Raw genomic sequence first — 22,181 nt, 5'->3', positions numbered from 1 at the left:
TTACTGCTCGCCGACGAGACCAATCCCGTCGCCACGTTTCTCGTACGTCGTCCCACAGGCCTTGCACGTCCCCACGCCAGTATCGGACAAGCGTTCTCCGCACCGGCACATCCATCCCAATCGCCGCGCCGGAACGCCAACCATGAGCGCAAACGGAAGCACGTCCTTAGTGATCACCGAGCCAGCACCGACAAACGAGTATTCGCCGAGCGTGACGCCGCAGACGATCGTGGCGTTGGCGCCAATCGAGCTGCCGCGCTTCACGAGCGTCCGGCGATACTCATTCTTGCGCGACACCGCCGACCGCGGATTCATGACGTTCGTAAACACCATCGACGGGCCGCAGAACACGTCATCTTCGAGTTCCACACCCTCGTAGATCGACACGTTGTTCTGGATCTTGCAATTCGTTCCCATGCGGGTGCCGTTCATCACGACGACGTTCTGGCCAAGGCTGCAACGCTCGCCAATGACGGCGCCGGGCATCACGTGGCAAAAGTGCCACACCTTGGTGCCGGCCCCGATCGTGGCGCCGTCGTCGACGTACGCCGACTCGTGAATGAACGTCCCGCTGGCCGATGTCATACAGGGACTTCGGCCGACGTCTCCGACTTGGCGGGAAGATCGCTCTGCCATTCCTGAATCGACCGCACCGTGGACCGGCGCGAGCGAAGCGACAGAATCGCATCGCAGGCGGCGCTCGCGGCGGACATCGTAGTCGTGTACGACACACGGTTCACGATCGCCGCTTGCCGAAGCAGATAATCGTCCTGCTGCGCGTGCTTGCCCATGGGCGTGTTGATCAGCAACTGCGTCTCGTGATTCACGATCATATCGAGGCAGTTCGGCCGACCGGCGTGCACCTTGTGCACGCGCTGCGCGGGGATGCCGCGAGCACGGAGATACGCAGCCGTGCCTTCAGTCGCCGTGATCTTGAAGCCCATTTCGTGGAAGCGACGCGCGATCGGAGTGACTGTCGGCTTGTCCGAATCGACGACAGTGATCAATACGCAACCTTCGAGCGGCAAGCCGTTCGACGCCGCCAGCTGCGATTTCGCAAACGCTGATCCGAACGAGTCGGAGATGCCCATGCACTCGCCTGTCGACCGCATCTCGGGACCAAGCACCGGATCGGTGCCAGCAAACTTGTTGAACGGAAACACCGCTTCCTTCACCGACACGTATGGCGGAACGATCTCTTCGGTGAATCCGATGTCGTCGAGCGTCTCCCCCATCATCACGCGCGCAGCTACCGATGCGAGCGGAACGCCGATCGCCTTGGACACGAACGGAATCGTGCGGCTGGCGCGCGGGTTCACTTCAAGCACGTACACGACGCCATTCTTGATCGCGTACTGCACGTTGATCAAGCCGACAACACCGAGCGCGGTAGCCAAGGCGACCGTCTGCTCGCGCATCGACTGCATGTCGGACGCGCCGATGAGATACGGTGGAAGCACGCACGCCGAATCGCCCGAGTGAATGCCGGCATCTTCGATGTGCTGCATGATGCCACCGATCACCACGCGCTTGCCGTCGCTGATCGCGTCGACGTCGCACTCGAAGGCGTCTTCCAGAAACCGGTCGACGAGCACCGGGCGCTCTTCCGACACACGCACCGCTGTCTGGAAATAGTGTTCGAGCGACGCATCGTCGTACACGATCTGCATCGCACGTCCGCCCAGCACGTACGAGGGTCGCACGAGCACTGGATACCCGATCCGGTTCGCCGCCTCGAGTGCCTCTTCGAAGCTCGTTGCGGTACCGTTCGGCGGCTGCGTCAGGCCGAGCTCACGGGCGATCTTGTCGAACCGCCGACGATCCTCTGCAATGTCGATCGCGTCGGGCGACGTTCCAAGAATCCTCACGCCGGCCGCCTCGAGCTGGCGCGTGAGTTTGAGCGGCGTCTGGCCGCCGAGCTGCACGATCACGCCCTCGGGCTGTTCGCGCTGCACGATCTCGAGCACGTCTTCGAACGTAAGGGGCTCGAAGTACAACTTGTCTGACGTATCGAAATCAGTCGACACCGTTTCCGGGTTCGAGTTGATCATGATCGTCTCATAGCCACGATCGCGCAGCGCCAACACCGCACGCACGCAGCAGTAGTCGAACTCGACTCCCTGCCCGATGCGATTCGGTCCGCTGCCCAGAATCACGACCGAGCGCCTCCCGCTGCGCGGCGCTTCGCTCTCTTCGTCGTAGGAGCCATACAGATACGGCGTGGCTGACGGAAATTCGCCGGCGCACGTATCGACCATCTTGTACGATGGGCGAACGTTCAGCGCCCAGCGACGCTCACGAGCGGCTGTTTCATCTTCGCCGCGGAGCGTGCCGAGCTGGCGATCCGAGAATCCGAGTCGCTTCATGTGGCGCACGTCGTCCTCGGCCACCGATGTGAGCGCGCTGTATTCGCGCTCCGCCTCGATGAGTTCGACCATCTGCTGGAGGAACCACGGGTCGATGCCGGTAAGGTCGTACACCTCTGGCACCGAGAATCCGCGATCCAGTGCGCGCTTGACCTGGAAGATTCGCTCTGGCGTTGGCTGACGCAGCGCTCCACGCAACGACTCATCGGTCTCGTCGGACAGGCGATCGTCGATCAGGCGCGGCGAAGTGACCCACCCGTGTCGTCCCGTCTCGAGCGAGCGGAAGCCCTTCTGGAACGCTTCCTTGAACGTGCGCCCAATCGCCATCGCCTCGCCCACGGACTTCATCTGCGTCGTGAGATACGGACTGGCCGACGGGAACTTCTCGAAGGCAAAGCGCGGAATCTTCACGACCACGTAGTCGAGCACTGGCTCGAACGACGCTGGCGTCGTCTTGGTGATGTCGTTCGGGATCTCGTCGAGACGGTAGCCCACCGCGAGCTTGGCGCCAATGCGCGCAATCGGAAAGCCCGTCGCCTTGGACGCGAGCGCCGACGACCGCGATACGCGCGGATTCATCTCGATCACCAGCATCTCGCCGTCCTGCGGATTCACGGCGAATTGGATGTTGCAACCGCCCGCATCGACGCCGACTTCGCGAATGATCGCCACCGCCGCATCGCGCATCGACTGATACTCGCGATCGGTGAGCGTCATCGCCGGCGCAACCGTGATCGAGTCGCCGGTGTGCACGCCCATGGGATCGAGATTCTCGATCGAGCAGACGATCACGACGTTGTCTTCGTGATCACGCATCACTTCGAGCTCGAACTCCTTCCAGCCGATCACACTTCTCTCAACGAGCACCTGGTGCGTCGGGGACAGATCGAGGCCGTTGCGCACGATCTGTTCGAACTCGTCCCAGTTGTACGCGATACCGCCGCCCGTACCCCCAAGCGTGAACGAAGGCCGAATGATCGCCGGGAACTGCGTCCGTTCGACGATCGCTTCCGCTTCCTCGTAGCTCTCGGCAATGCCGCCCTGGGCAACCGCGAGGCCGATGCGGGCCATCGCTTCGCCGAACAGCTTGCGGTCTTCGGCAATGGCGATCGCGTGCGCTGTCGCGCCGATCAACTCGACGCCGTACTTCTCGAGCGCGCCGGATTCGGCGAGCGCCATGGCGACGTTGAGCGCCGTCTGGCCGCCCATCGTCGGGAGAATCGCGTCGGGCCGCTCTTTCTCGAGAATGAGCTCGACGAACTCGGGTGTCACCGGCTCGATGTACGTCCGATCCGCAAACTCCGGATCGGTCATGATCGTGGCCGGGTTCGAGTTGATGAGAATCACCTCGTACCCTTCTTCCTTCAGCGCTTTCGTCGCCTGCGTGCCGGAATAGTCGAACTCGGCGGCCTGTCCGATGATGATCGGACCGGATCCGATTACGAGAATCTTGTGCAGGTCATTCCGTCGCGGCATTGAGCAAATCGTCGATGATGTCAGCGTGCGTTTTCCGGGGCGACCACCCCGTGTCCCGCATCAACTTCTCCGGCGAACCAACCAGCGCCGGAATGTCAGTAGCTCGTACGAGTGATGGTGCAGTGGAAATCTCAGCGGTTACGCCAGCACGAAGCAAGACATCGGCAGCCAACCGCCGAACGCCTATCCCCACACCGCTGCAAACGTTGTAGACCTCACCAGCGCGGCCGCGCTCAACCAGCGCGAGATACGCCTCGGCAACGTCGGCGACGTGAAGATAGTCACGCACGACGTCATTCCCGAGCGACAAAGTGTTCCCGCCGTCTCGCTGCAACGCACGGGTGCGCCCGACGAGCGATGGCAGCAGGTATTCCGACGGCTGGCCTGCGCCCGAGTGGTTGAAGCTCCGCGTGCAAACAATCCGTCCGCCCCCGGCGCGGTGAACCTGCAGCGCCACGGCCTCCTGTGCCGTTTTGCTGGCCGCGTACGGCGTCAGTGGGCGCTGGGCAGCATCTTCGACGATCGGCTGCTCGTGAGGCGGATGGACGCCGTACTGGAGACCTGTACCGACGATGAGCGTGGCTGGATCCAGCGTGCCCGCAGCGCGACGCTCGTTGATCGCGGCAAACAGGCGGACCGCGCCCAGGACGTTCACATCGTAGGCAAGCGCCGGATTCTGATCGCCCGCCGGCTGGAAGGCGATGCCCGCAAGATGAACGATCGCTTCAGGCCGCGCCGCGTCCAGCATCGCATTGACTTCGGTCTGGTCGCGCATGTCGGCGCCAATCCAGCGAACCGCCTTGCGCTCTTCAGCCGAGAGAATCGCGGGAGCGGTGTCCCACGATCCCAAGCCCGCGAGCGTCGGTTCGTGTCCCCGCTGAAGCAGCAGGCGCGTCAGCCATTGGCCGACGAACCCACTGCCGCCCGTCAGCAGGAATCGAGTCATCGCCGCGTCGCTGCGTGTCTCGCCAGATCCTCGTCGACCATCATTTTGACGAGTTGAGCAAAGCTCGTCGCGGGTTCCCAGCCAAGTTCCGTTCGCGCCTTCGACGGATCGGCCACCAGCAAGTCGACCTCGGCCGGGCGAAAGAAGCGTGGGTCCTGCTTGACGAACTCGCGGTAGTCGAGTCCGACGTGACTAAACGCCGCGTCGCACAGGTCGCGCACCGAACACGTGTGCCCGGTGCCGATGACGTAGTCGTCGGGCTCGTCCTGTTGGAGCATCCGCCACATCGCGTCGACGTAGTCGCCGGCAAAGCCCCAGTCGCGACGCGAATCGAGATTGCCCAGTCGAACCTCGGTGCCCAATCCGAGTTTGATGCGCGCAACGGCGTCGGTGACTTTGCGCGTCACGAACTCGAGACCGCGCCGGGGGCTCTCGTGATTGAAGAGAATTCCCGACACGGCGTAGAGACCAAAGCTCTCGCGGTAGTTCACCGTGATCCAGTGACCGTAGACCTTTGCCACACCGTATGGACTGCGCGGGTAGAACGGCGTGCTTTCGCGCTGTGGGCTCTCGACGACTTTGCCGAACATCTCGCTCGAGCTGGCCTGATAGAAGCGCGCCTTGGGCGCGGCCTTCTTCATTGCCTCGAGCACGCGCGTGACGCCGAGTGCCGTGAACTCACCGGTGAGGACAGGCTGATTCCACGACGTCTGGACGAAGCTCTGTGCGGCGAGATTATAGATCTCATCAGGCTCGCATTCGGCAACGACGTCGGTGAGCGACGACTGGTCGAGGAGATCGGCCGACACTAGTTCGACGCGATCGACTAGATGTCCGATTCGTTCGTACGGCGTAGTGGAACTGCGGCGCACCGTGCCGACGACCCGGTAGCCTTTTGCGAGGAGGAATTCGGCGAGGTACGAACCGTCCTGGCCCGTGACGCCGGTGATTAGAGCTGTTGTCATCCGAGAGTCATCCTATGCGAGCGAAGCGAGCGTAGGATCTATTCTCACTGGGCGTGGTGCCGGCTTCGCGAAAGAGACAGTAGATCCCACACTCGCGTTGCTCGCGTGGGATGACAAAAAGGGGAGCCCGAAAGCTCCCCTCGTTCGTGCACGAACCGGACGGAGGCGAGACTCACGCCACCGCGGTCCCGCGCGGTGCACGCTTGATCTTGCCTGCATTCAGGCAACGCGTGCAAACCTTCACCTTCTCGATCTTGCCGTCGACCAGCGTGCGGACGACCTGCAGGTTCGGCTTCCACGTGCGACGCGTCTTGTTGTTCGCGTGGGACACGTTGTTGCCGAAGGCGACGCCCTTGTCGCAGCAGAAGCAGCGGTTTCTCTGGATTCCCATGGCTCAGGCCTCGATGAGCTCGATGCGCGCCATCTCTGCACCGTCACCCTTGCGGTGGCCGGTCTTGAGAATGCGCGTATAGCCACCCGGACGGCGAGCGAACTTGGGACCGAGCTCCTGGAAGAGCTTGTCCGCCGTCTCACGCTTCTGGATGTGGCGACCGGCCAAGCGTCGCGCGTGCAACGTGCCGGCGCGAGCCTTGGTGATCAACTTTTCGACGAAGGGACGGAGTTCCTTCGCCTTCGCTTCAGTGGTCTCGATCGCGCCGTGCTCGATGAGCGACGAGGCGAGATTCCGCATGAGCGCGAGCTTCTGTTCACTGGTCCGGCGAAGCTGACGCCCCGCTTTACGATGCCGCATTGCCTCACTCCTCCATGTCGTCGGGCGCGGCGGCGGCGGCGCGGCTCGGCGGTGTGCCCCAATCGAGCACTCGCACGCTACCGTCTCCACCCTCCTCGAAGCGCATCCCGAAATTCAATCCTTCACGCTCGAGAAGATCCGCGATCTCCTGGAGCGACTTCTTACCAAAATTCTTCACCTGCAAGATCTGGCTCTCGGTCTGACGGACCAGATCGCCCAACGTACGAATGTTCGAATTCTTCAGCGAGTTCACCGAACGAACGGAGAGCTCGAGGTCGTCGATCGGCGTACGGAGCAAACCACCGAGACGAGCACCGTCGCCAGCGCCGCTCTCGCTCGACTGGCCGATCGGCGCCGAGGAGTGCGAGCCGAAGTCGGCGAAATACTGGAAGTGCGTCTGCGCGAGCGCCGCGGCGTAGCTGACCGCCTCTTCCGGCGAGATCGTGCCGTTCGTCTCGACCGTGAGGACGAGGCGATCGTAGTCGGTGCGCTGGCCAACGCGCGTTTCGGCGACTGTGAAATTGCAGCGACGAACCGGGTTGTAGATCGAGTCGATGCGAACCAGGTCGACCGGCAAACCACGGTCGATCGGGTGCTGATCGGACTCGATGTAGCCGCGGCCCTTGTTCACGTACAGGTCGACGTTGAGATCGCGGTCGTCCTGGAGCGTGAAGAGGTGGTGCGCTCCGTCGACGACGCGGGCACCGCCCGACGCGTTGATGTCGGCGGCAGTGACCGCGCCGGCTTCCGACTTCGAGATGTGCAGGACGACGTCTTCGACGTCTTCCGGCAGCGTCAGCGTGAGCGTCTTGAGATTGCCAATGATCTGATGGACGTCTTCCACGACACCCGGGATCGTCTGGTGCTCGTGCACGACGCCGTCGATGCGGAAGGCCCACACTGCCGACCCACGGAGGGACGACAGCAGCATACGCCGCATCGAGTTGCCGAGCGTGTGGCCGAAACCGCGTTCGAGCGGCTGCAGCCGGAATTCGGCGACATTGGGGTTGTCTTCGCGCTTGGTCGCTTCGACCAGCTGCGGGCGGACGAGTCCGCGCAGATCAATCGTGTTTGCCATTTCTGTGAATTCCATTTGGTCTTGCCGAGATTCGCCTCGGCATCGCCTTGCCCCGCCCCTCATGCGCGGCAAGCTCGAACGGAGATGAGGGCTCCGACCGTCATCCCCCGTCGCGCTTCGCGCGACGGGGATCTGCTATCCCGTGTTAGTGGCTGGCCACTCGGCAGGGACGATAGATCCTCTACCGCCATCGGCGGCAGAGGATGACTACAACCGCTACTTGGAGTACAGCTCGACGACCAACTGCTCCTGCGCCGCGATCGGAATGTTCGGACGCGACGGGCGCTCGAGCATACGGCCGCTGAACGTGTCGCGATCGACCGCCAACCAAGCCAACGGAGCGCCACGCGAGGCCTGATCCATCGCGGCCAACACAGCGACCATCTCACGCGACTTCTGACGGACCTTCACCTCTTCGCCCGGAGCAACCATGTAGCTCGGGATGTCGACGGACTTGCCGTTGACTTCGACATGACGGTGCCGAACGAGCTGACGCGCAGCCTTGCGGCTCGCAGCGAAACCCATGCGGTAGATCATGTTATCGAGGCGGCTCTCGAGTGCTGCGAGAAGGTTGTGCCCCGTGATGCCCGGCAGCGGACGCACCTTCTGGAAGGTGTTCCGGAACTGCTGCTCGCTGATGCCGTAGATGCGCTTGATCTTCTGCTTCTCGCGCAGCTGCTTGGAATACTCCGACGACTTACGGCGACGCGCCGTGTTCTGGCCGTGCTGACCAGGCGCGTACGGACGACGTTCGACCGGGCACTTCTCCGTGAAGCACTTGGTGCCTTTCAGGAAGAGCTTCGTTCCCTCACGTCGGCACTGCTTGCAGCTTGGCCCTGTATAGCGACCCATGATCAGACTCTCCGACGCTTGGGGGGACGGCAACCGTTATGGGGGATCGGGGTCACGTCCTTGATCGACTTGACCTGCAATCCTGCGGTCGCCAGCGCCTGAATCGCCGACTCACGACCCGAGCCCGGACCCTGCACGCGCACATGGACGCGCTTCACGCCAAGGCCGAGCGCCTCGCGAGCACACTGCTCGGCGGCGACGGTGGCGGCGAAGGGGGTGCTCTTCTTGGACCCCTTGAAGCCCGCCTTTCCAGACGAACCCCAGGACACCGCATTGCCATGCGTGTCCGTGATCGTGATGGTCGTGTTGTTGAACGTGGCGCTGATGTGCGCCACGCCCTCCGCTTCGACGACCCGCTTTGCTTTCTTCCCGGTTGCCATGACTGAGTAATCTCTAAGACTTATTTAGTGACTTTCTTCTTGCCGGCGATCGCGCGACGCGGACCCTTCTTGGTGCGCGCGTTCGTGTGCGTGCGCTGTCCGCGAACGGGCAACCCACGGCGATGACGGATTCCGCGGTACGATCCGATGTCCATCAATCGCTTGATGTTCATCGCGACCTCCGTGCGAAGCGCTCCTTCAACCTTGAAGTCGCGTTCGATCACGCCACGAATCTTGTTCACATCCGCGTCCGTGAGGTCGCGAATGCGCAGGGATGCATCGATGCCCGCCTTCTGGACGATCTCCAGTGCAGCGTGACGGCCAATGCCGTAGATGTACGTCAAACCGATCTCGACCTTCTTGTCGCGAGGGAGATCGACGCCAGCAATACGAGCCATGAGTGTTAGCCCTGACGCTGCTTATGCTTTGGGTTGCGCTTGCAGATAATGCGAGTCACGCCGTTGCGCTTCACAACTTTGCAGTGCTCACAGATCGGCTTCACGCTTGTGCGAACTTTCACAGGCGCTCCGAAAACTGACGATATAAACCAACCAAAAAATTCACGGCCAGACCCTAACAGTAGCTAGGGCTGTAACTTCAAGCAAGGGGACGGGTTGACACGGCGTTTGCGCCGCCCGGATTTCGCGCGTTCGCCTGCATTTCCCAGCGGACCCTAGGCGATTTCCGCCAACACCCGGTCCATCGCCGCCTGCCGATCCGGCGCCGCCGTCACCATCCGACCCACAATGATGTACGTCGCACCCGCGTCCGCCGCCTCGCGCGGCGTCACGACGCGCGCTTGATCCTGCACTGCCCCGCCCGCTGCGCGGACTCCGGGCACCAGCACCGCCAACCCCGACCCATGGTCGGCCTTCACGCGCGCAGCCTCGCGCCCAGAGCACACAACCCCGTGCGCCCCGGCCGCCGCCGCGAGCCCCGCCAGCCTGACGACCTCTTCCGACAAATCGAGCGGCTCAGTCCGACCCCACGCATCCGCGATTTCAGCCGACGACATCGACGTCAGCACCGTGACCGCGAGAACGCCGCACCGAGTCCCAGCGGTCGCCGCGACCGCCGCATCGAGCATCGCCACCCCGCCCGCCGCGTGCACGGTCACGAGTCGCGCGCCAAGCGCCGCAGCATTCCGCACGCCGCCCGCGACAGTATTCGGGATATCGTGAAACTTCAGATCGAGGAACACATCCACGCCGCGATCAATCAGCTGGCGCACGATCGGCGGACCCTCTGCCGTGAACAGCTCGTTCCCCACTTTGTAGAATCGACACCGGTTGCCCAACTGATCCACGAGATCGAGCGCCTGGGCAGCCGTCGGAACATCCAGGGGAACGATCGGAATTACGCTCATCAGCTAGACCACTCCAGAGTGCCGCTCAAGGTTTGGATGTCGTGCACGCCGTGACGGCTGCACCACGCCTCCAACCCGTCGATGATGCGCTCGGGCGCTCGCGGATCCCGCAGAGCGGCCGTTCCCACACCGACGAGTGACGCGCCGGCGAAAATATACTGCAGCGCGTCCTCGGCGCTCGAGACCCCGCCAAGACCGAGAATCGGCAGTGTCACGGCCTTCCGAACCTTCCACGTAGCGAGCACGCCGACCGGCAGAATCGCCGGACCGCTCACGCCCCCGGTCCCGAAGCCGAGTACGGGTCGGCGACGCTCGACGTCGATCACGAGGCCGGGGATCGTGTTCACGACGCTGATCGCGTCGGCACCGGCATCTGCCGCGATTCGAGCCGCGTCGCCGATGTTCGCGAGCGACGGGGAGAGCTTCACGTACACGGGACGCTTGGTCTCGCGGCGCGCCGATTCGACCACCGCTCGCAGCGACGCGGGATCAGCACCGAATTCGAGTCCGCCAGCCTTGGTGTTCGGGCAACTCACGTTGAGCTCGAACGCGTCGACAGCGCCAACGCCCGCGCCGTTTGCCACACCTTCCTCGATTCCGGCGACCACCGCCGGATATTCGTCGACCGAAAAGCCGACGACGTTCACGATCTTTCGCGTCGCCGGCAGATGCGTCGCCAACCACGGCAGTCGATCCCGCCGAACCTCGGCCAGACCAGGATTCGCCAGACCGATCGCGTTGATCATGCCCCCGGCGAACTCGGCGACCCGCGGCGAAGGCGCACCGTGTCGCGGCTCGAGGGACACTGCCTTCGTCACCAATCCGCCCAATCGCTCGGGACGCATGACGCCCGTGAGCTCCTCGCCGTAGCCAGCCGTGCCGGCGGCGAGAACGATAGGATTCTGAAATATGAGATTGTTGACGACCGTGCGGAGCGAGGCGCTCGTCGTCACGGTGACGTACCCACTCCGTTACCGCTCTTGATGCGCCCCTCGTATCGACCGAGGTACTGCATCGCGGCGTCGGCGATGGCGGTTGCGATGGCCGTCTGCTTGGACGGATCCGAAATGAACGCGGCTTCAGCCGGGTTCGTGCCGAATCCGATTTCCACGAGCACCGCCGGCATGTACGCCGTCACCAGCACGCGGAAACCCGCCTGCTTCACACCGCGGCTCGGCCCCGGATGCATCTTGCCGAGTCGCCGCTGGATGACGTCGGCGAGATCGCTCGACTCTCGCAGATGCATGTTCTGTTGCATGTCGCTGAGAATGAAGCTCAGCGGGTCGTCCTTGTCGATCCGGTCCTGCGCCGCCTCGAATTTCACGGCGTCGTTTTCCATCTGCTCCACGCGGCGAGCGTCTTCCGTGCGAGCCTCGGACAGGAAGTACGTCTCGAAACCGCGCGATCCGCGCGGATCCTTCCAGTTCGGATTCGCCGCGTTCACGTGGATCGAAATGAACAAGCTCCCCGCGGCGCGGTTCGCGATCTTGCCGCGATCGTCGAGGGCGATCAGCGTGTCGCTGGTGCGCGTGTAGACCACATCGACACCGCGCGACTCGAGCTGGTCGCCGAGTTTGTTCGCCACGGCGAGCGTGACGTTCTTCTCGTACAGCTTTGGGCCGCCGCCCAGCGGTCCGGTCATGCCGTTGTCAACGCCACCGTGGCCCGCGTCCACGATCACGGTATACCGGTGACGCTTTGCTGGTACCGGGGGCAAGCGCGCATCATCCGCGCGCGACGACGATGGGCCGCTCGTCAGTCGGCGGGTAGAGGGAGGCGGCGAAGAATCTCGACGGTCACTGGCCGTGCTCACGACACGCTCGGCATTCGACGGCTGCGCGCTGAACACAACCAGCTGCCGAGTCTCGGCGTCCCAGCGCGTATTCGGAACGACGTCCGGAAAGACCTCCGACACCATCTGCAGCGGAATCAGCAGATGCCCATCTTGAACCCGCGGCGCGCTTGCCAGCGGGCGTGCATCGTCGCCGACGCGGACCATTGCCACGCCCGGCTCGAGCCGGAGATGAGCGCCCCACACGTCGAGAGTATAGGCCGTTCCGGCGACGCGATGGACCTCGATCGGGACCATCGGTGCGAGCGACTCCGGGCGCAGCATTGGCCCGTCAGCCGACGCGATGGTCGGAATCCGGACGACGCGATCACGCTCCCGCACCATGAGCACGGGTGTGGTCACGGCGAGCTGGAACGCGACGGCAAGCGACGCGATCATCGAGTCCGCACCGCGCGCGCTATCTCGCGCTCGGCGTCCCGGGTTCGCTCGGTATCGCGCTTGTCGTGCAGCTTCTTTCCCTTGCCCAACGCCATCGCCACCTTGGCCACCCCGTTCTTGAAGTACAGCTCGAGGGGCACGAGCGTCAGACCTTGGCGTTCGACCGCCCCGATGAGACGACGTATTTCCTTGCGGTGGAGCAACAGCTTGCGGGTCCGTGCGGGCTCGTGGTTGGTGTATCCGCCTCGCTCATACTGCGAAATGTGCAGATTGAGCAGGAAAACCTCGCCGTCCGTCACAATTCCGTAGGCGTCACTGATGTTTGCGCGGCCGTCACGGAGCGATTTGACCTCGGTGCCAGTCAGAACGAGTCCAGCTTCCCACGTTTCGAGAATGTGGTAGTCGTGCCGAGCGCGCTTGTTTCGGGCGATCGACTGGATCTCTGGCGCCTTGGCAGGCGCATTGGCAGCCGCTTTCGCGGACGATTTCTCGGGCTTGGCCATCGGAACGGCGAGGGAGATCGAGCGCGGTCGACGCCTCGCGCGATATCGCAACTTAGACGCGCCATGTTCGCGCAGCAACACGTGATACGTTGACTGCGCCTCTCGCGCCGACTAGGTTTTCCGCTCCTGCCGAAGTGGTGGAACTGGTAGACGCGCTGGCTTCAGGAGCCAGTGGGCGCAAGCTCGTGGGGGTTCGAGTCCCCCCTTCGGCACTTTGTTGTTCTTGGTACTTCTTGAGTGGTTTTTAGCGGCCTTTCGGCGATCCGCCGACCAGTGCGCTCGGAGGAATGCCTTCCGGTAGCGCCGCCGCCCCGAAGCTCGACCGTAGAGCTTCGTTCGCCTCGGCCAGATAGGCCGCGAGCAGCTCACCAGCCCGATCAATGTTCGCATCCTGACGCGTGAAGCTGCCGCCAGCGAAGGCGATCAACGTCTGGCCCATTCGAACCTGCGTTGGGGCGCCAGCCTTGGCTCCAAGGCCATCCCGATACGCGCTCAACCGCGCATTGAACTGACGCTCGGCCGTCTCCGCCATCTCGGCCGCGATGTTCTGGTCCCGCCCGAGCGATTCGGCGATTCCGCGGGCCACAATCGAGGCTGTGCGGTCATCGAGCGCGTCGCGCTGGGCCGTGATCAGTCCCAGCGCGCGACGCGCATAGCGAAGCTCCCAGCGGGCGTGGTCGAGATCTCCACGCGTGGCGGCGTCGGCCAACCACTGGACATCGGCTGGATCGGGCTCGCGGAACAGCGCGTCAACGAACGTTGCCGCCTTTCGGCGCAAATCACGCTCGGCCCGCCAACGCGCGAACAGTGGCACCGACGTTAGAGCTGGAGGACCGGCAGCGAGCGGTAGCCAGGCTCGGGAAGATCGGTCAACCCAACGCGGGTTCTGACGTCACCCTCCTCGAGGAGGAGATCGGCCAGCCGAACTCCCTGCAGCACATCGTCGATCTTCCGCTGGAGCAGCATCCACACGGGGCGAATGCTGCACGTGTGCGACGACGAGCACCGCTCTTCGCCGACGGGATGCGATACGCAGTGAAGATCGAACGTCGTCGTTTCGGACGCTTCGATCACGTCGCGAATCGAAATGTCCTGAGCAGGGCGCGCCAACGCGTACCCTCCGCGCGCGCCTCGCGTGCTGCGCACCAGACCGGCGCGACGAAGGCGAAGCAAGATCTGCTCGACGTAGTCGCCGGGTAGCCGCTCACGTTCAGCGATCTCTCGACCGTTGATCGGACCTTCTTCAGCACGCCGCGCCAGATGCAGCGCGCAGATGACGCCGTATTCGGCGAGAGTAGTGATGCGCACGGCTTTAAGTTAGTCGCGCCGAGTGCGTTGCGATATCCGTCATCCTCCCGCCGACACGCTGAACTTTCCGCCGGGAACGCCGATCTCCGTCATTTTCTTGAGGTCGAGCACCTCGTCCACCTCGTCCGGCGGCAGGATCTTGTCGCGCTTGACCATGTCGCGAATCAGCACGCCTTCCTTCACCGACTGCTTGCTGATCTCGGCCGCCTTGGCGTAGCCGATCTGCGGCGCGAGCGCCGTGGCCAACGCGGCCGACCGCTCGACCCAGTACTGGCACATCTCGCGGTTCGCCTCGATGCCCTTCACGCACTTGTCGGCGAGCACGTTCGCCGCGTTGGTGAGGATGCGCATGGACAGCAACACGTTGTGCGCGATCACCGGCATCATCACGTTGAGCTCGAGTTGCCCGTGCTCGGCGGCGATCGAGACGGTCGTGTCGCAGCCCATCACCTGGAAGCAGACCTGGTTCACCATCTCCGGGATCGACGGATTGATTTTGCCAGGCATGATCGACGAACCGGGCTGCACCGCCGGCAATTTGATCTCATCGATGCCGGTGCGCGGACCCATCACCATGAGGCGGAGATCGCTCGCGATCTTGCTCAGATCGACCGCCACGACGCGAAGCTGCGCGCTGAATGCCGCTACGTCACCCATGCTCTGCATGAGTTGAATGCGATCCTGGCCGACGCGCAGATCGAGACCCGTGATCTGCTTGAGGTACTTGTTCATCAGCGCCGGATATTCCTTCTCCACGGTCACGCCCGTGCCGACCGCGCTTCCACCGATGCCGAGATCGCGCAGATAGTCCGCAGCCTCGTTCACGCGCTTCATGCCGCGTGACAGCGAGCCAGCGTACGCGTTGAACTCCTGACCGAGACGGATCGGCATCGCATCCTGCAGGTGCGTACGCCCAGCCTTCACGATGTCGTCGAACTCGACGCCCTTCGCCGCAAACGCGTCGCGCAGATTCTCGAACGCCTTGTTGAACGCCGGAAGCTGCGACAAACACGCGAGCCGAATGTTCGTGGGAATCGTGTCATTCGTCGACTGCGCCATGTTCACATGGTCGTTCGGGTGCACCGGCGTGTATTCGCCGCGCTTGCCACCGAGCAATTCATTGGCGCGATTCGCCAGCACTTCGTTGGCGTTCATGTTGTGCGACGTACCGGCGCCAGCCTGGTACGGGTCGACGATGAACTGATCGCGATACTGACCGGCGAGGACCTCGTCAGCCGCCTTGGAAATCGCGTCGGCCAGCTTGCCGTCGAGGCGACCAGTCTCCTTGTGCGTGAGCGCGGCAGCCTTCTTCAGCCACACCTGCGCGTCGACGAACGCATCGAGCGGCTTGAGCCCGCTGATCGGAAAGTTCTGCTTGGCACGAAGCGTCTGCACTCCGTACATCGCATCGGCAGGAACGTCGAGGGGCCCAAGCGGATCCTTCTCGCGGCGCGTATCGGTCATTTCAGTAGTAGAAATTTGAGTTTGTGTATGTACTCAGTGCGTCGAATCGGCGCTCAATGCCCGACCGGCGACAACCATCGCGATCACCGCAGCAATCATCGCAACACCCAGCCAACCAACGCTGATGCCATGGAGCCGCCCGAACGCCGCGCGCCGAGCATCATCGGCGGCGAGTGATTCGAGCGAACCGCCAATTTCTGCTCGCAGCCGTTCGATGCGCGGGCTGACGACGAACTGCGCGACGCCGCACGCACCCACCATCACCACACCGACGATTTCCCGCGCGCCGAAGGTCCATTGCCGGCGCGCCATGACCTGGAGCGTCACCAGTGCCACGCCAACGACGATCCCCGAGTAGAAGACGACCGGAAGCATACGGCCAACGGCCGCACCTGCCAGCGTCCGCGTCGGAAGCACGGCAAAGAGCGCCGGCGCGACCGCGGAACTGAAAAAGGCCGCGGCGCCAATCCAGAGCGAGAGAAGAATCAGCTGCAACGTCGAAATGCTGGCGCGGACGGGCATGTGCTCCATGTGCTATCGCCTCGCGATGCGCGCTGCGCCGTTGAGAAAACCATTCGTCATCCGTTCGCGACCAATCGTGGTACTCGGTCCATGGCCCGGATGGACCACGGTTTGGTCGCTCAATTCACAGATCCGCATGAGCGATTCCTGCATCTTGACGGGATCGCCGAGTGGCAGATCGGTACGGCCGATCGACCCGGCGAACAGCAAGTCACCGCCAAACACGACGTCGCCGTTTCGAAGGACAACGTGCCCGGGCGAGTGCCCCGGCAGATGCGTGACCTCGAACGACGTCGCGCCGAGCGTGAGAACGTCGCCATCGGATAGTTGAGTGTCCGGCGGTTCTGGCTGTTCGAACGCCACGCCGTACATCGCCGCCTGCTTCGTCCCCTGCAGATACAAGGGGAGATCGGCCGGATGCATATGCACCGGAACCGGATACTCACGCAGCACACCGGCAATGCCACCGATGTGATCGAGATGACCGTGCGTGAGCCAGATCGCCTCGAGCGTCGCGCCCGACTGCCGAACCATGTCGATCAACTCGTCCGGCTCGTCACCCGGATCGATCAGCGCCGCACGATTCGTCGCTTCGTCGACCACGAGATATGAGTTCTCGCTGAACGGACCAACCGTCCGCGAATCGACAATCACGCGGTGTAACCCCCGGTCCCGACGATGGGCTCGTTCGGATTTCCGTCGGCAATCGCCTTGAGATACTTCTCGACTGCGATTGCCGCCGTCGTCGCATCGCCGACCGCCGTCGTCACCTGACGCGTGAGCTGGGCACGCACGTCGCCCGCCGCGAACAGACCACGAATGCTCGTGTGCATGTTCGCATCGGTGAGCAAATACCCCATGTCATCGTGATCGACGTGATCTTCGATGATGCCCGTGTTCGGACGGAATCCGACGAACACGAACAGACCGGTCGCAGCGAGATCGCTCGCCTCGCCGGTGACGGCGTTTCGCAGCTTGAGCGTCTTCACCAACCCCTGCTCATCGCCCTCGACGGCCTCGACCAGCGTGTCCCAAATGACCTCGACTTTGGGATTCGCGAACAGTCGCTTCTGCAGAATCTTGGACGAACGAAGCTCGTTACGACGGTGAATCAGATAGACCTTGTCGGCGTAGCGCGTGAGGAAGTCGGCTTCCTCCGTCGCCGCGTCGCCGCCGCCCACGACCGCGATGACCTGATTGCGGAAAAATGCGCCGTCGCAAATCGCGCAGTACGACACGCCCTTCCCTGCGTACTCGATCTCGCCGGGAATTCCGAGCTTCACCGGCGTGCCGCCGGCCGTCACGATCACCGCTGGTGACGCGTAGACATCACCCGACTCCGTTCGCGTTTCGAACGTGCCGTCATCGAGTCTGGTAACGCACTCCACGACGACGCCGTTCTTGAATTCGGCGCCAAACTTCGCGGCGTGGTCGGCAAACTTCTGCGCGAGCTCGTGCCCGAGAATCGTCTCGAATCCCGGGTAATCCTCGATCAATTCCGTGTTGAGCAGCTCGCCGCCAGGAAACCCTCGCTCGAGCACCACGGACTTCAGCATCGAGCGGCCCGCGTACATGCCGGCGCACATGCCCGCCGGCCCCGCGCCGACGATGACGACGTCGTATTGATAGGTCGTGGCCAATTCCATTCCTCGTGTTCAGGCGAGCTCTGCGAGCGTCGCCATCCAATGTCACCAAATCTATGCGACGGGGGAATCCATTGTCGAAGCGGCGCCAGCGATCATGAGCCGCGTTAGCGCGCCGTGGCAGTGCGAGACCGTCCCCACGATGACCTCCGCCGCGCCACGCTGCGCGGCGACGGTCACCCGCCGGTCAGCCTCGAGCACCTCGCGCGTGTCGAACATTCCGACCCCATACGCGCGATGCCGGCAAAACAGCGCCGCCACGACCACGGGGTGCCCTGCCACAGCCTGTTCCCGCGCGTGCTCGGCTAGTCGCTCAGGCATGCTCCACGTCCGCGTATCGCGCGTGTGCGGACAGATGCGCGGCTCGACGCAGTTCACTGGGCACATCCAGGTGGCGAAGCTCACGTAGTGCGTGCCATCCACACCGGCGCGCTCCCACGGAACGTCAGGCGGCCGATCAAACGGCGTTGGCAAAATCTCGCGCTCCGGAAAATGCTCGCGCGCGCGATTCACGATCCACTCACCCATGAGGTGTGGCATCAGCGGCGACGGAACGATCGCATCACGCGCGACGCGCTCCGGCGCATCAGCCGCGCGCGCCAGATAATCAGCGAAGAACGCGCTCCACTCGGCGACGACAATATCGACGTCGACGACCGCGCCCTCCGCGGCAGTCTCTCGATTCGCCGCGACCGGACAGTTGGCGTCACGATCGACGACGACGATTCGTTTCGCAGTGAGCGCGTTCGCCTTGATTGCACGGCCGAGTTGACGGACGTAATAGCCACCATAACAACCACCGCCAACGACGATGATGTCGTCGTACACCTGTACTTCGCGCTCGTCAGGAGCGGACATGCCGGCCACCGTCTACGATGATCGTCTCGCCGGTGAGGTAGTCCGATTCGAGAATGAACAGAACGGTCGACGATACATCCGCCGGACTCCCCGTGCGCTGCAACGGCGTGGTGGCGCGCAGCCGTTCTTCGTCCTCGTTGCTCCACTTCTCCGGAAGCAGGACGGTCCCTGGCGCGATGCCGGCGACACGAACCTCGGGCGCGAGAATCCGCGCGAGCGCACGTGTCATGTGCACGATACCGGATTTCGAAATTCCGTGCGGGATATACGCCGGCCACGACTCGAAGGCGGCGAGATCGGCAATGTTGACGATCGCACCGTGCGCGGCACGCAGCAGCGGCGCCGCCGCCTGCGACAGAAAGAATGGCGCGCGAAGATTGAGCGCCATCACGCTGTCCCACTGCTCGGCGGTCACCTCGCCAAAAGGCGTGCGCACCATCACCGCCGCGGAGTTCACGAGGACGTCGAGTCCACCGAACTTCGCTGCGACCGCGTCCACTAGCGCCGACGTTGCCTCAGTTTTCGTCAGGTCGCCTGGAAAGACCGCGGCCTCTCCGCCTGCTGATTGGATTTCTCGAACGGTCTCCTGCGCGCCGTCAGCTGTGGCGTTGTAGTGCACGGCGACGCGCATACCACGCGCGCCGAGTGCAACAGCGATGGCGCGTCCGACGCGATGTCCCGCGCCCGTGACGAGCGCAATGCGGCCACGGAGCTCCATCGGTCCCTCCAGGAATTGCGAGTTGTTCGATCAGCGCTGGCTACGCGGCGCGAACGCGAACCCGAGCGTCCTGACGTTGGAGCCAGTCGGCCGGAACCTTCATCATGCCAAGGATTCGCGGGCCTTCGGCGGCGCCATGCCAATCGGATCCACCACTTGGTACGAGCGAAAAATGCTCGACCAGCGCAAGGATGCGAGCCATGTCTTCGGACGAGTGGCTCGGATGGCGAACCTCGACACCGTCCATTCCCTCGGCGGCGAACGCGGCAATGCGTTCGCGCGTCGCCCCCTGCGACGGATGTGCGAGCACGGCGAGTCCGCCGGCAGCGTGGATGAGTCCGATTGCGTCGCGCACGGCAAGGCGGTCCTTCGACACGAACGCTGGCCGGCCGTTGCCAAGGTACCGGTCGAACGCGTCGCGGAAATCGACCGCCCAGCCCTCGGCGATCATTGCGCGCGCAACGTGCGGACGTCCAATCGCTCCGCCCGCCGCCTGTTCGAGCACGGCGCTGAGCTCGATACGCACGCCGAGCTCGTTGAGTCGTTGGACAATCCGAACGGCGCGTGAGCGACGCATCTCCCGAAGCGCGACGAGCTGCGTCTCCATCTGCTGCATGTCTGAGAGATGGAGACCGAGAATGTGCGTCTCCACGTCGTTCTCTACGGCGCTGAGCTCGACGCCGGGAACGACGCGAACGCCAATCTCGGCGCCCGTGGCAACGGCTTCTGCGATTCCATCGAGGGTGTCGTGATCGGTCAGGGCAATTGCCTGTAGCCCAACCCGCTTTGCCTCACGTACGACATCTGCCGGCGAACGCGACCCATCCGACGCCGTGGAGTGCGCGTGGAGGTCGACGAAGGCGGCGGCGCCATCGCCTACGACCGAAGACGCGCTCACGCCGTGTAGTCTGCTTCGGGCGAGGTGTCGCTCGGCTGCGAGTATCCGAACAGGCGCTGCAGGTCGGCATCGGTCAGCTCGACCAGCGACTGTTCGCGCGATCGCGATCCCACCGGGGAATAGCGAGTGACGCGAACGATGCGATCGGCACCGGTGCCACTGACGAAGATCAGGCCGAACTCGTCGCGGTCATACTGCGTGACGCGTCCCGACGGGAACACCAGCCAAGTCTTGCCTTCGGCGGCGAGAGAACGTGTGGGCATCTATTTCAACTCCACTTCGATATAAACGCGATTTGGGTCGAGCACCTGCTCGGGCGCATTCGCATGCGCCTTGGCGAGGGTGGCGGGGTCGGACGCTTCAAAGAACTCTAGGAACGCGCCCGGTAGCCCCGCCTCTTCGAACGCCCAGAATCGACAGTTCGCTTTGGTGTAGTACTCCTGCTTGCGGCGCAGCTTCTCATGAAACCGCTCGCGATCGGGCGGCGTGACAAGCGTTCGTTGGATGGTCAGCGCCCGAGGCATGTCAGAGTACGGTTTCGGGGAAGTTTTCCAAGGTCTTCTTCACGAGCGCCATGAACCGATCCGCATCGGCACCATCAACGATGCGGTGGTCAAAGGACAGCGACAGATAGGCGCAGGTGCGAATGGCCATCGTGTCGTCGCCGTCCTCGTTCTGCACGACCTTCACGCGCTTCTCGAGGCCGCCGATGCACAGGATACCCACCTGCGGCTGATTGATGATCGGCGTACCGATCATCGACCCGAACACGCCGGGATTGGTGATGGTGAAGGTGCCTTCCTGCACTTCGCGCGGGTCGAGGCGCTTGTTGCGCGCACGGCCGGCGAGGTCGTTGAGAGATCTCGTAAGCCCGGTCAACGACAGATTGTCGGCGTTCTTGATGACGGGAACGATCAAGCCCCAATCGAGCGCCACCGCAATGCCGACGTTGATCGGCTTGCGATAGATGATCTCGTTACCGCGCACGGCGGCATTCAGTACCGGATACGCTTTGAGCCCATCCACCACCGCTTTGATGATGAACGGCATGTAGGTGAGCTTCTCGCCCGTGGTGCGTTCGAATTCGGCGCGATTCTTCGCGCGAATGCGAGCGATGCGCGTGAAGTCGACCTCGAAGATCGAGCTGACGTGCGCCGACGTGTGCTTCGACACCACCATGTGCTCGGCGATGAGCGCACGCATTTTCGACATCGGCTCAACGCGATCGCCAACCCACGGATCGGGAAGCGGACCGTGGCTCACTGGAGCCGACGGCGCGGCCGTACGGGCCGGCGGCGGCGGCGGAGCCTTAGCGCCCGACTCGAGAAAGCCGACCAGATCCTTCTTCGTGACGCGTCCGGCGATTCCTGAACCGCTCAACGCGCTGATCTCGACGCCTGCGTCCGCGGCCATGCGCCGAACGAGTGGCGACGACTTGGTGCGGACACGATCCTCGAACGAACTGCCGTTCGCATGAGCGGGTTGCGCTGGTGCGGCCGGAGGAGCGGCTGCCGCCGCGGGCGCGCTGGCGGGAGCAGCTGGCGCAGGTGCGGCCGGCGCAGCAGCAGCTGGGGCCGGAGCTGCCGCAGCCGGCGCCGCTATCGAAGCGTTGACGTCGGTCTCGAGGCGAGCCACGACCGTTTGGACCGCGACCGTCTGCCCTTCGGTGACGATGATCTCCGCGAGCACGCCAGACGTCGGCGAGGGGATTTCGGCGTCGACCTTGTCCGTCGAGATCTCGAAGATTGGCTCGTCACGCTTCACCTGGTCGCCGACCTTCTTCAACCATTTCGACAGCGTGCCTTCGGCAATCGATTCACCCATCTGGGGCATGACAATATCTACACGTGCCACCGA

General features: G+C 63.5%; 27 protein-coding genes and 1 tRNA gene. 1 reads left to right on the top strand and 27 read right to left on the bottom strand.

Annotation, left to right across the window (positions count from 1 at the left end):
- The 15 genes from AC6H4Z_RS11765 to smpB all read right to left on the bottom strand — a co-directional run bounded on the left by AC6H4Z_RS11765 (position 1) and on the right by smpB (position 12,913).
- Positions 1–585, bottom strand: coding sequence for an acyltransferase (locus AC6H4Z_RS11765; RefSeq protein WP_497546945.1), 585 nt, complete (start codon positions 583–585; stop codon positions 1–3).
- Positions 582–3,842 carry a carbamoyl-phosphate synthase large subunit gene (gene carB, locus AC6H4Z_RS11760; RefSeq protein WP_497546944.1) on the bottom strand — a complete coding sequence of 1,087 codons (3,261 nt, stop codon included), beginning with the start codon at positions 3,840–3,842 and terminating at the stop codon, positions 582–584. Before carB ends, AC6H4Z_RS11765 begins: the two co-directional genes overlap by 4 nt.
- A complete protein-coding gene (locus AC6H4Z_RS11755) occupies positions 3,826–4,788 on the bottom strand; it encodes a GDP-mannose 4,6-dehydratase (protein ID WP_497546943.1) in 963 nt (320 codons plus the stop codon). Before AC6H4Z_RS11755 ends, carB begins: the two co-directional genes overlap by 17 nt.
- Positions 4,785–5,753: a GDP-mannose 4,6-dehydratase gene (gene gmd / locus AC6H4Z_RS11750; protein ID WP_497546942.1), complete on the bottom strand. Its 969-nt coding sequence runs from the start codon at positions 5,751–5,753 to the stop codon at positions 4,785–4,787. The genes AC6H4Z_RS11755 and gmd overlap by 4 nt, the downstream gene beginning before the upstream one ends.
- 172 nt (positions 5,754–5,925) lie before the next feature.
- Positions 5,926–6,144 carry a 50S ribosomal protein L28 gene (gene rpmB, locus AC6H4Z_RS11745; protein ID WP_497546941.1) on the bottom strand — a complete coding sequence of 73 codons (219 nt, stop codon included), beginning with the start codon at positions 6,142–6,144 and terminating at the stop codon, positions 5,926–5,928.
- Between the two features lie 3 nt (positions 6,145–6,147).
- Entirely contained in the window at positions 6,148–6,504 is a 357-nt protein-coding gene (rplQ, locus tag AC6H4Z_RS11740; protein ID WP_497546940.1) for a 50S ribosomal protein L17, read from the bottom strand.
- A gap of 4 nt (positions 6,505–6,508) precedes the next feature.
- The gene (locus AC6H4Z_RS11735) at positions 6,509–7,582 is read right to left on the bottom strand and encodes a DNA-directed RNA polymerase subunit alpha (RefSeq protein WP_497546939.1); all 1,074 of its coding nucleotides are present in this window, start codon (positions 7,580–7,582) and stop codon (positions 6,509–6,511) included.
- Between the two features lie 216 nt (positions 7,583–7,798).
- A complete protein-coding gene (rpsD, locus tag AC6H4Z_RS11730) occupies positions 7,799–8,434 on the bottom strand; it encodes a 30S ribosomal protein S4 (protein ID WP_497546938.1) in 636 nt (211 codons plus the stop codon).
- Between the two features lie 2 nt (positions 8,435–8,436).
- The gene (rpsK, locus tag AC6H4Z_RS11725; protein ID WP_497546937.1) at positions 8,437–8,814 is read right to left on the bottom strand and encodes a 30S ribosomal protein S11; all 378 of its coding nucleotides are present in this window, start codon (positions 8,812–8,814) and stop codon (positions 8,437–8,439) included.
- A gap of 20 nt (positions 8,815–8,834) precedes the next feature.
- Positions 8,835–9,212, bottom strand: coding sequence for a 30S ribosomal protein S13 (gene rpsM / locus AC6H4Z_RS11720; protein WP_497546936.1), 378 nt, complete (start codon positions 9,210–9,212; stop codon positions 8,835–8,837).
- A 5-nt stretch (positions 9,213–9,217) separates the two neighbouring features.
- Positions 9,218–9,334 (bottom strand): 50S ribosomal protein L36, encoded by a 117-nt coding sequence (gene rpmJ / locus AC6H4Z_RS11715; protein ID WP_497546935.1) that lies wholly within the window; start codon positions 9,332–9,334, stop codon positions 9,218–9,220.
- A 153-nt stretch (positions 9,335–9,487) separates the two neighbouring features.
- Positions 9,488–10,180: an orotidine-5'-phosphate decarboxylase gene (pyrF, locus tag AC6H4Z_RS11710; protein ID WP_497546934.1), complete on the bottom strand. Its 693-nt coding sequence runs from the start codon at positions 10,178–10,180 to the stop codon at positions 9,488–9,490.
- The gene (locus AC6H4Z_RS11705) at positions 10,180–11,133 is read right to left on the bottom strand and encodes a dihydroorotate dehydrogenase (protein WP_497546933.1); all 954 of its coding nucleotides are present in this window, start codon (positions 11,131–11,133) and stop codon (positions 10,180–10,182) included. Before AC6H4Z_RS11705 ends, pyrF begins: the two co-directional genes overlap by 1 nt.
- Positions 11,130–12,410, bottom strand: coding sequence for an N-acetylmuramoyl-L-alanine amidase family protein (locus tag AC6H4Z_RS11700; RefSeq protein ID WP_497546932.1), 1,281 nt, complete (start codon positions 12,408–12,410; stop codon positions 11,130–11,132). Before AC6H4Z_RS11700 ends, AC6H4Z_RS11705 begins: the two co-directional genes overlap by 4 nt.
- Positions 12,407–12,913, bottom strand: coding sequence for an SsrA-binding protein SmpB (gene smpB, locus AC6H4Z_RS11695; RefSeq protein WP_497546931.1), 507 nt, complete (start codon positions 12,911–12,913; stop codon positions 12,407–12,409). Before smpB ends, AC6H4Z_RS11700 begins: the two co-directional genes overlap by 4 nt.
- Positions 12,914–13,041: 128 nt before the next feature.
- Between smpB and AC6H4Z_RS11690 the strand changes: the two genes are divergently transcribed.
- Positions 13,042–13,125, top strand: a tRNA-Leu gene (locus AC6H4Z_RS11690).
- Positions 13,126–13,157: 32 nt separating this feature from the next.
- Here AC6H4Z_RS11690 and AC6H4Z_RS11685 read toward each other — a convergent pair.
- The 12 genes from AC6H4Z_RS11685 to AC6H4Z_RS11630 are packed head-to-tail and all read right to left on the bottom strand — an operon-like array spanning position 13,158 to position 22,178.
- Positions 13,158–13,727, bottom strand: a complete 570-nt coding sequence (locus tag AC6H4Z_RS11685) for a hypothetical protein (RefSeq protein ID WP_497546930.1) — start codon at positions 13,725–13,727, stop codon at positions 13,158–13,160.
- Positions 13,728–13,732: 5 nt separating this feature from the next.
- Positions 13,733–14,221, bottom strand: a complete 489-nt coding sequence (locus AC6H4Z_RS11680) for an RrF2 family transcriptional regulator (RefSeq protein ID WP_497546929.1) — start codon at positions 14,219–14,221, stop codon at positions 13,733–13,735.
- A gap of 39 nt (positions 14,222–14,260) precedes the next feature.
- Positions 14,261–15,685: an aspartate ammonia-lyase gene (locus AC6H4Z_RS11675; RefSeq protein ID WP_497546928.1), complete on the bottom strand. Its 1,425-nt coding sequence runs from the start codon at positions 15,683–15,685 to the stop codon at positions 14,261–14,263.
- 33 nt (positions 15,686–15,718) lie between these two features.
- On the bottom strand, positions 15,719–16,216 hold the full coding sequence (locus AC6H4Z_RS11670) for a DUF4149 domain-containing protein (protein WP_497546927.1): 498 nt from the start codon (positions 16,214–16,216) through the stop codon (positions 15,719–15,721).
- A gap of 3 nt (positions 16,217–16,219) precedes the next feature.
- Positions 16,220–16,861 (bottom strand): MBL fold metallo-hydrolase, encoded by a 642-nt coding sequence (locus AC6H4Z_RS11665; protein ID WP_497546926.1) that lies wholly within the window; start codon positions 16,859–16,861, stop codon positions 16,220–16,222.
- Positions 16,858–17,853 carry a thioredoxin-disulfide reductase gene (gene trxB / locus AC6H4Z_RS11660; protein ID WP_497546925.1) on the bottom strand — a complete coding sequence of 332 codons (996 nt, stop codon included), beginning with the start codon at positions 17,851–17,853 and terminating at the stop codon, positions 16,858–16,860. Before trxB ends, AC6H4Z_RS11665 begins: the two co-directional genes overlap by 4 nt.
- A 51-nt stretch (positions 17,854–17,904) precedes the next feature.
- Positions 17,905–18,708, bottom strand: coding sequence for a hypothetical protein (locus AC6H4Z_RS11655; protein WP_497546924.1), 804 nt, complete (start codon positions 18,706–18,708; stop codon positions 17,905–17,907).
- Positions 18,695–19,426 (bottom strand): SDR family oxidoreductase, encoded by a 732-nt coding sequence (locus tag AC6H4Z_RS11650; protein WP_497546923.1) that lies wholly within the window; start codon positions 19,424–19,426, stop codon positions 18,695–18,697. Before AC6H4Z_RS11650 ends, AC6H4Z_RS11655 begins: the two co-directional genes overlap by 14 nt.
- 40 nt (positions 19,427–19,466) lie before the next feature.
- A complete protein-coding gene (locus AC6H4Z_RS11645; RefSeq protein ID WP_497546922.1) occupies positions 19,467–20,324 on the bottom strand; it encodes a PHP domain-containing protein in 858 nt (285 codons plus the stop codon).
- Complete coding sequence (locus AC6H4Z_RS11640; protein WP_497546921.1) at positions 20,321–20,587, bottom strand: hypothetical protein; 267 nt, start codon at positions 20,585–20,587, stop codon at positions 20,321–20,323. Before AC6H4Z_RS11640 ends, AC6H4Z_RS11645 begins: the two co-directional genes overlap by 4 nt.
- On the bottom strand, positions 20,588–20,848 hold the full coding sequence (locus AC6H4Z_RS11635) for a hypothetical protein (protein ID WP_497546920.1): 261 nt from the start codon (positions 20,846–20,848) through the stop codon (positions 20,588–20,590). It lies immediately after the preceding gene.
- 1 nt (position 20,849) lies between these two features.
- Positions 20,850–22,178, bottom strand: a complete 1,329-nt coding sequence (locus AC6H4Z_RS11630; protein WP_497546919.1) for a dihydrolipoamide acetyltransferase family protein — start codon at positions 22,176–22,178, stop codon at positions 20,850–20,852.
- Between the last annotated feature and the right edge of the window lie 3 nt (positions 22,179–22,181).

Source organism: Leucogemmata humicola (genome assembly GCF_055379415.1).
This window is presented reverse-complemented; position numbering and strand designations above follow the sequence as displayed.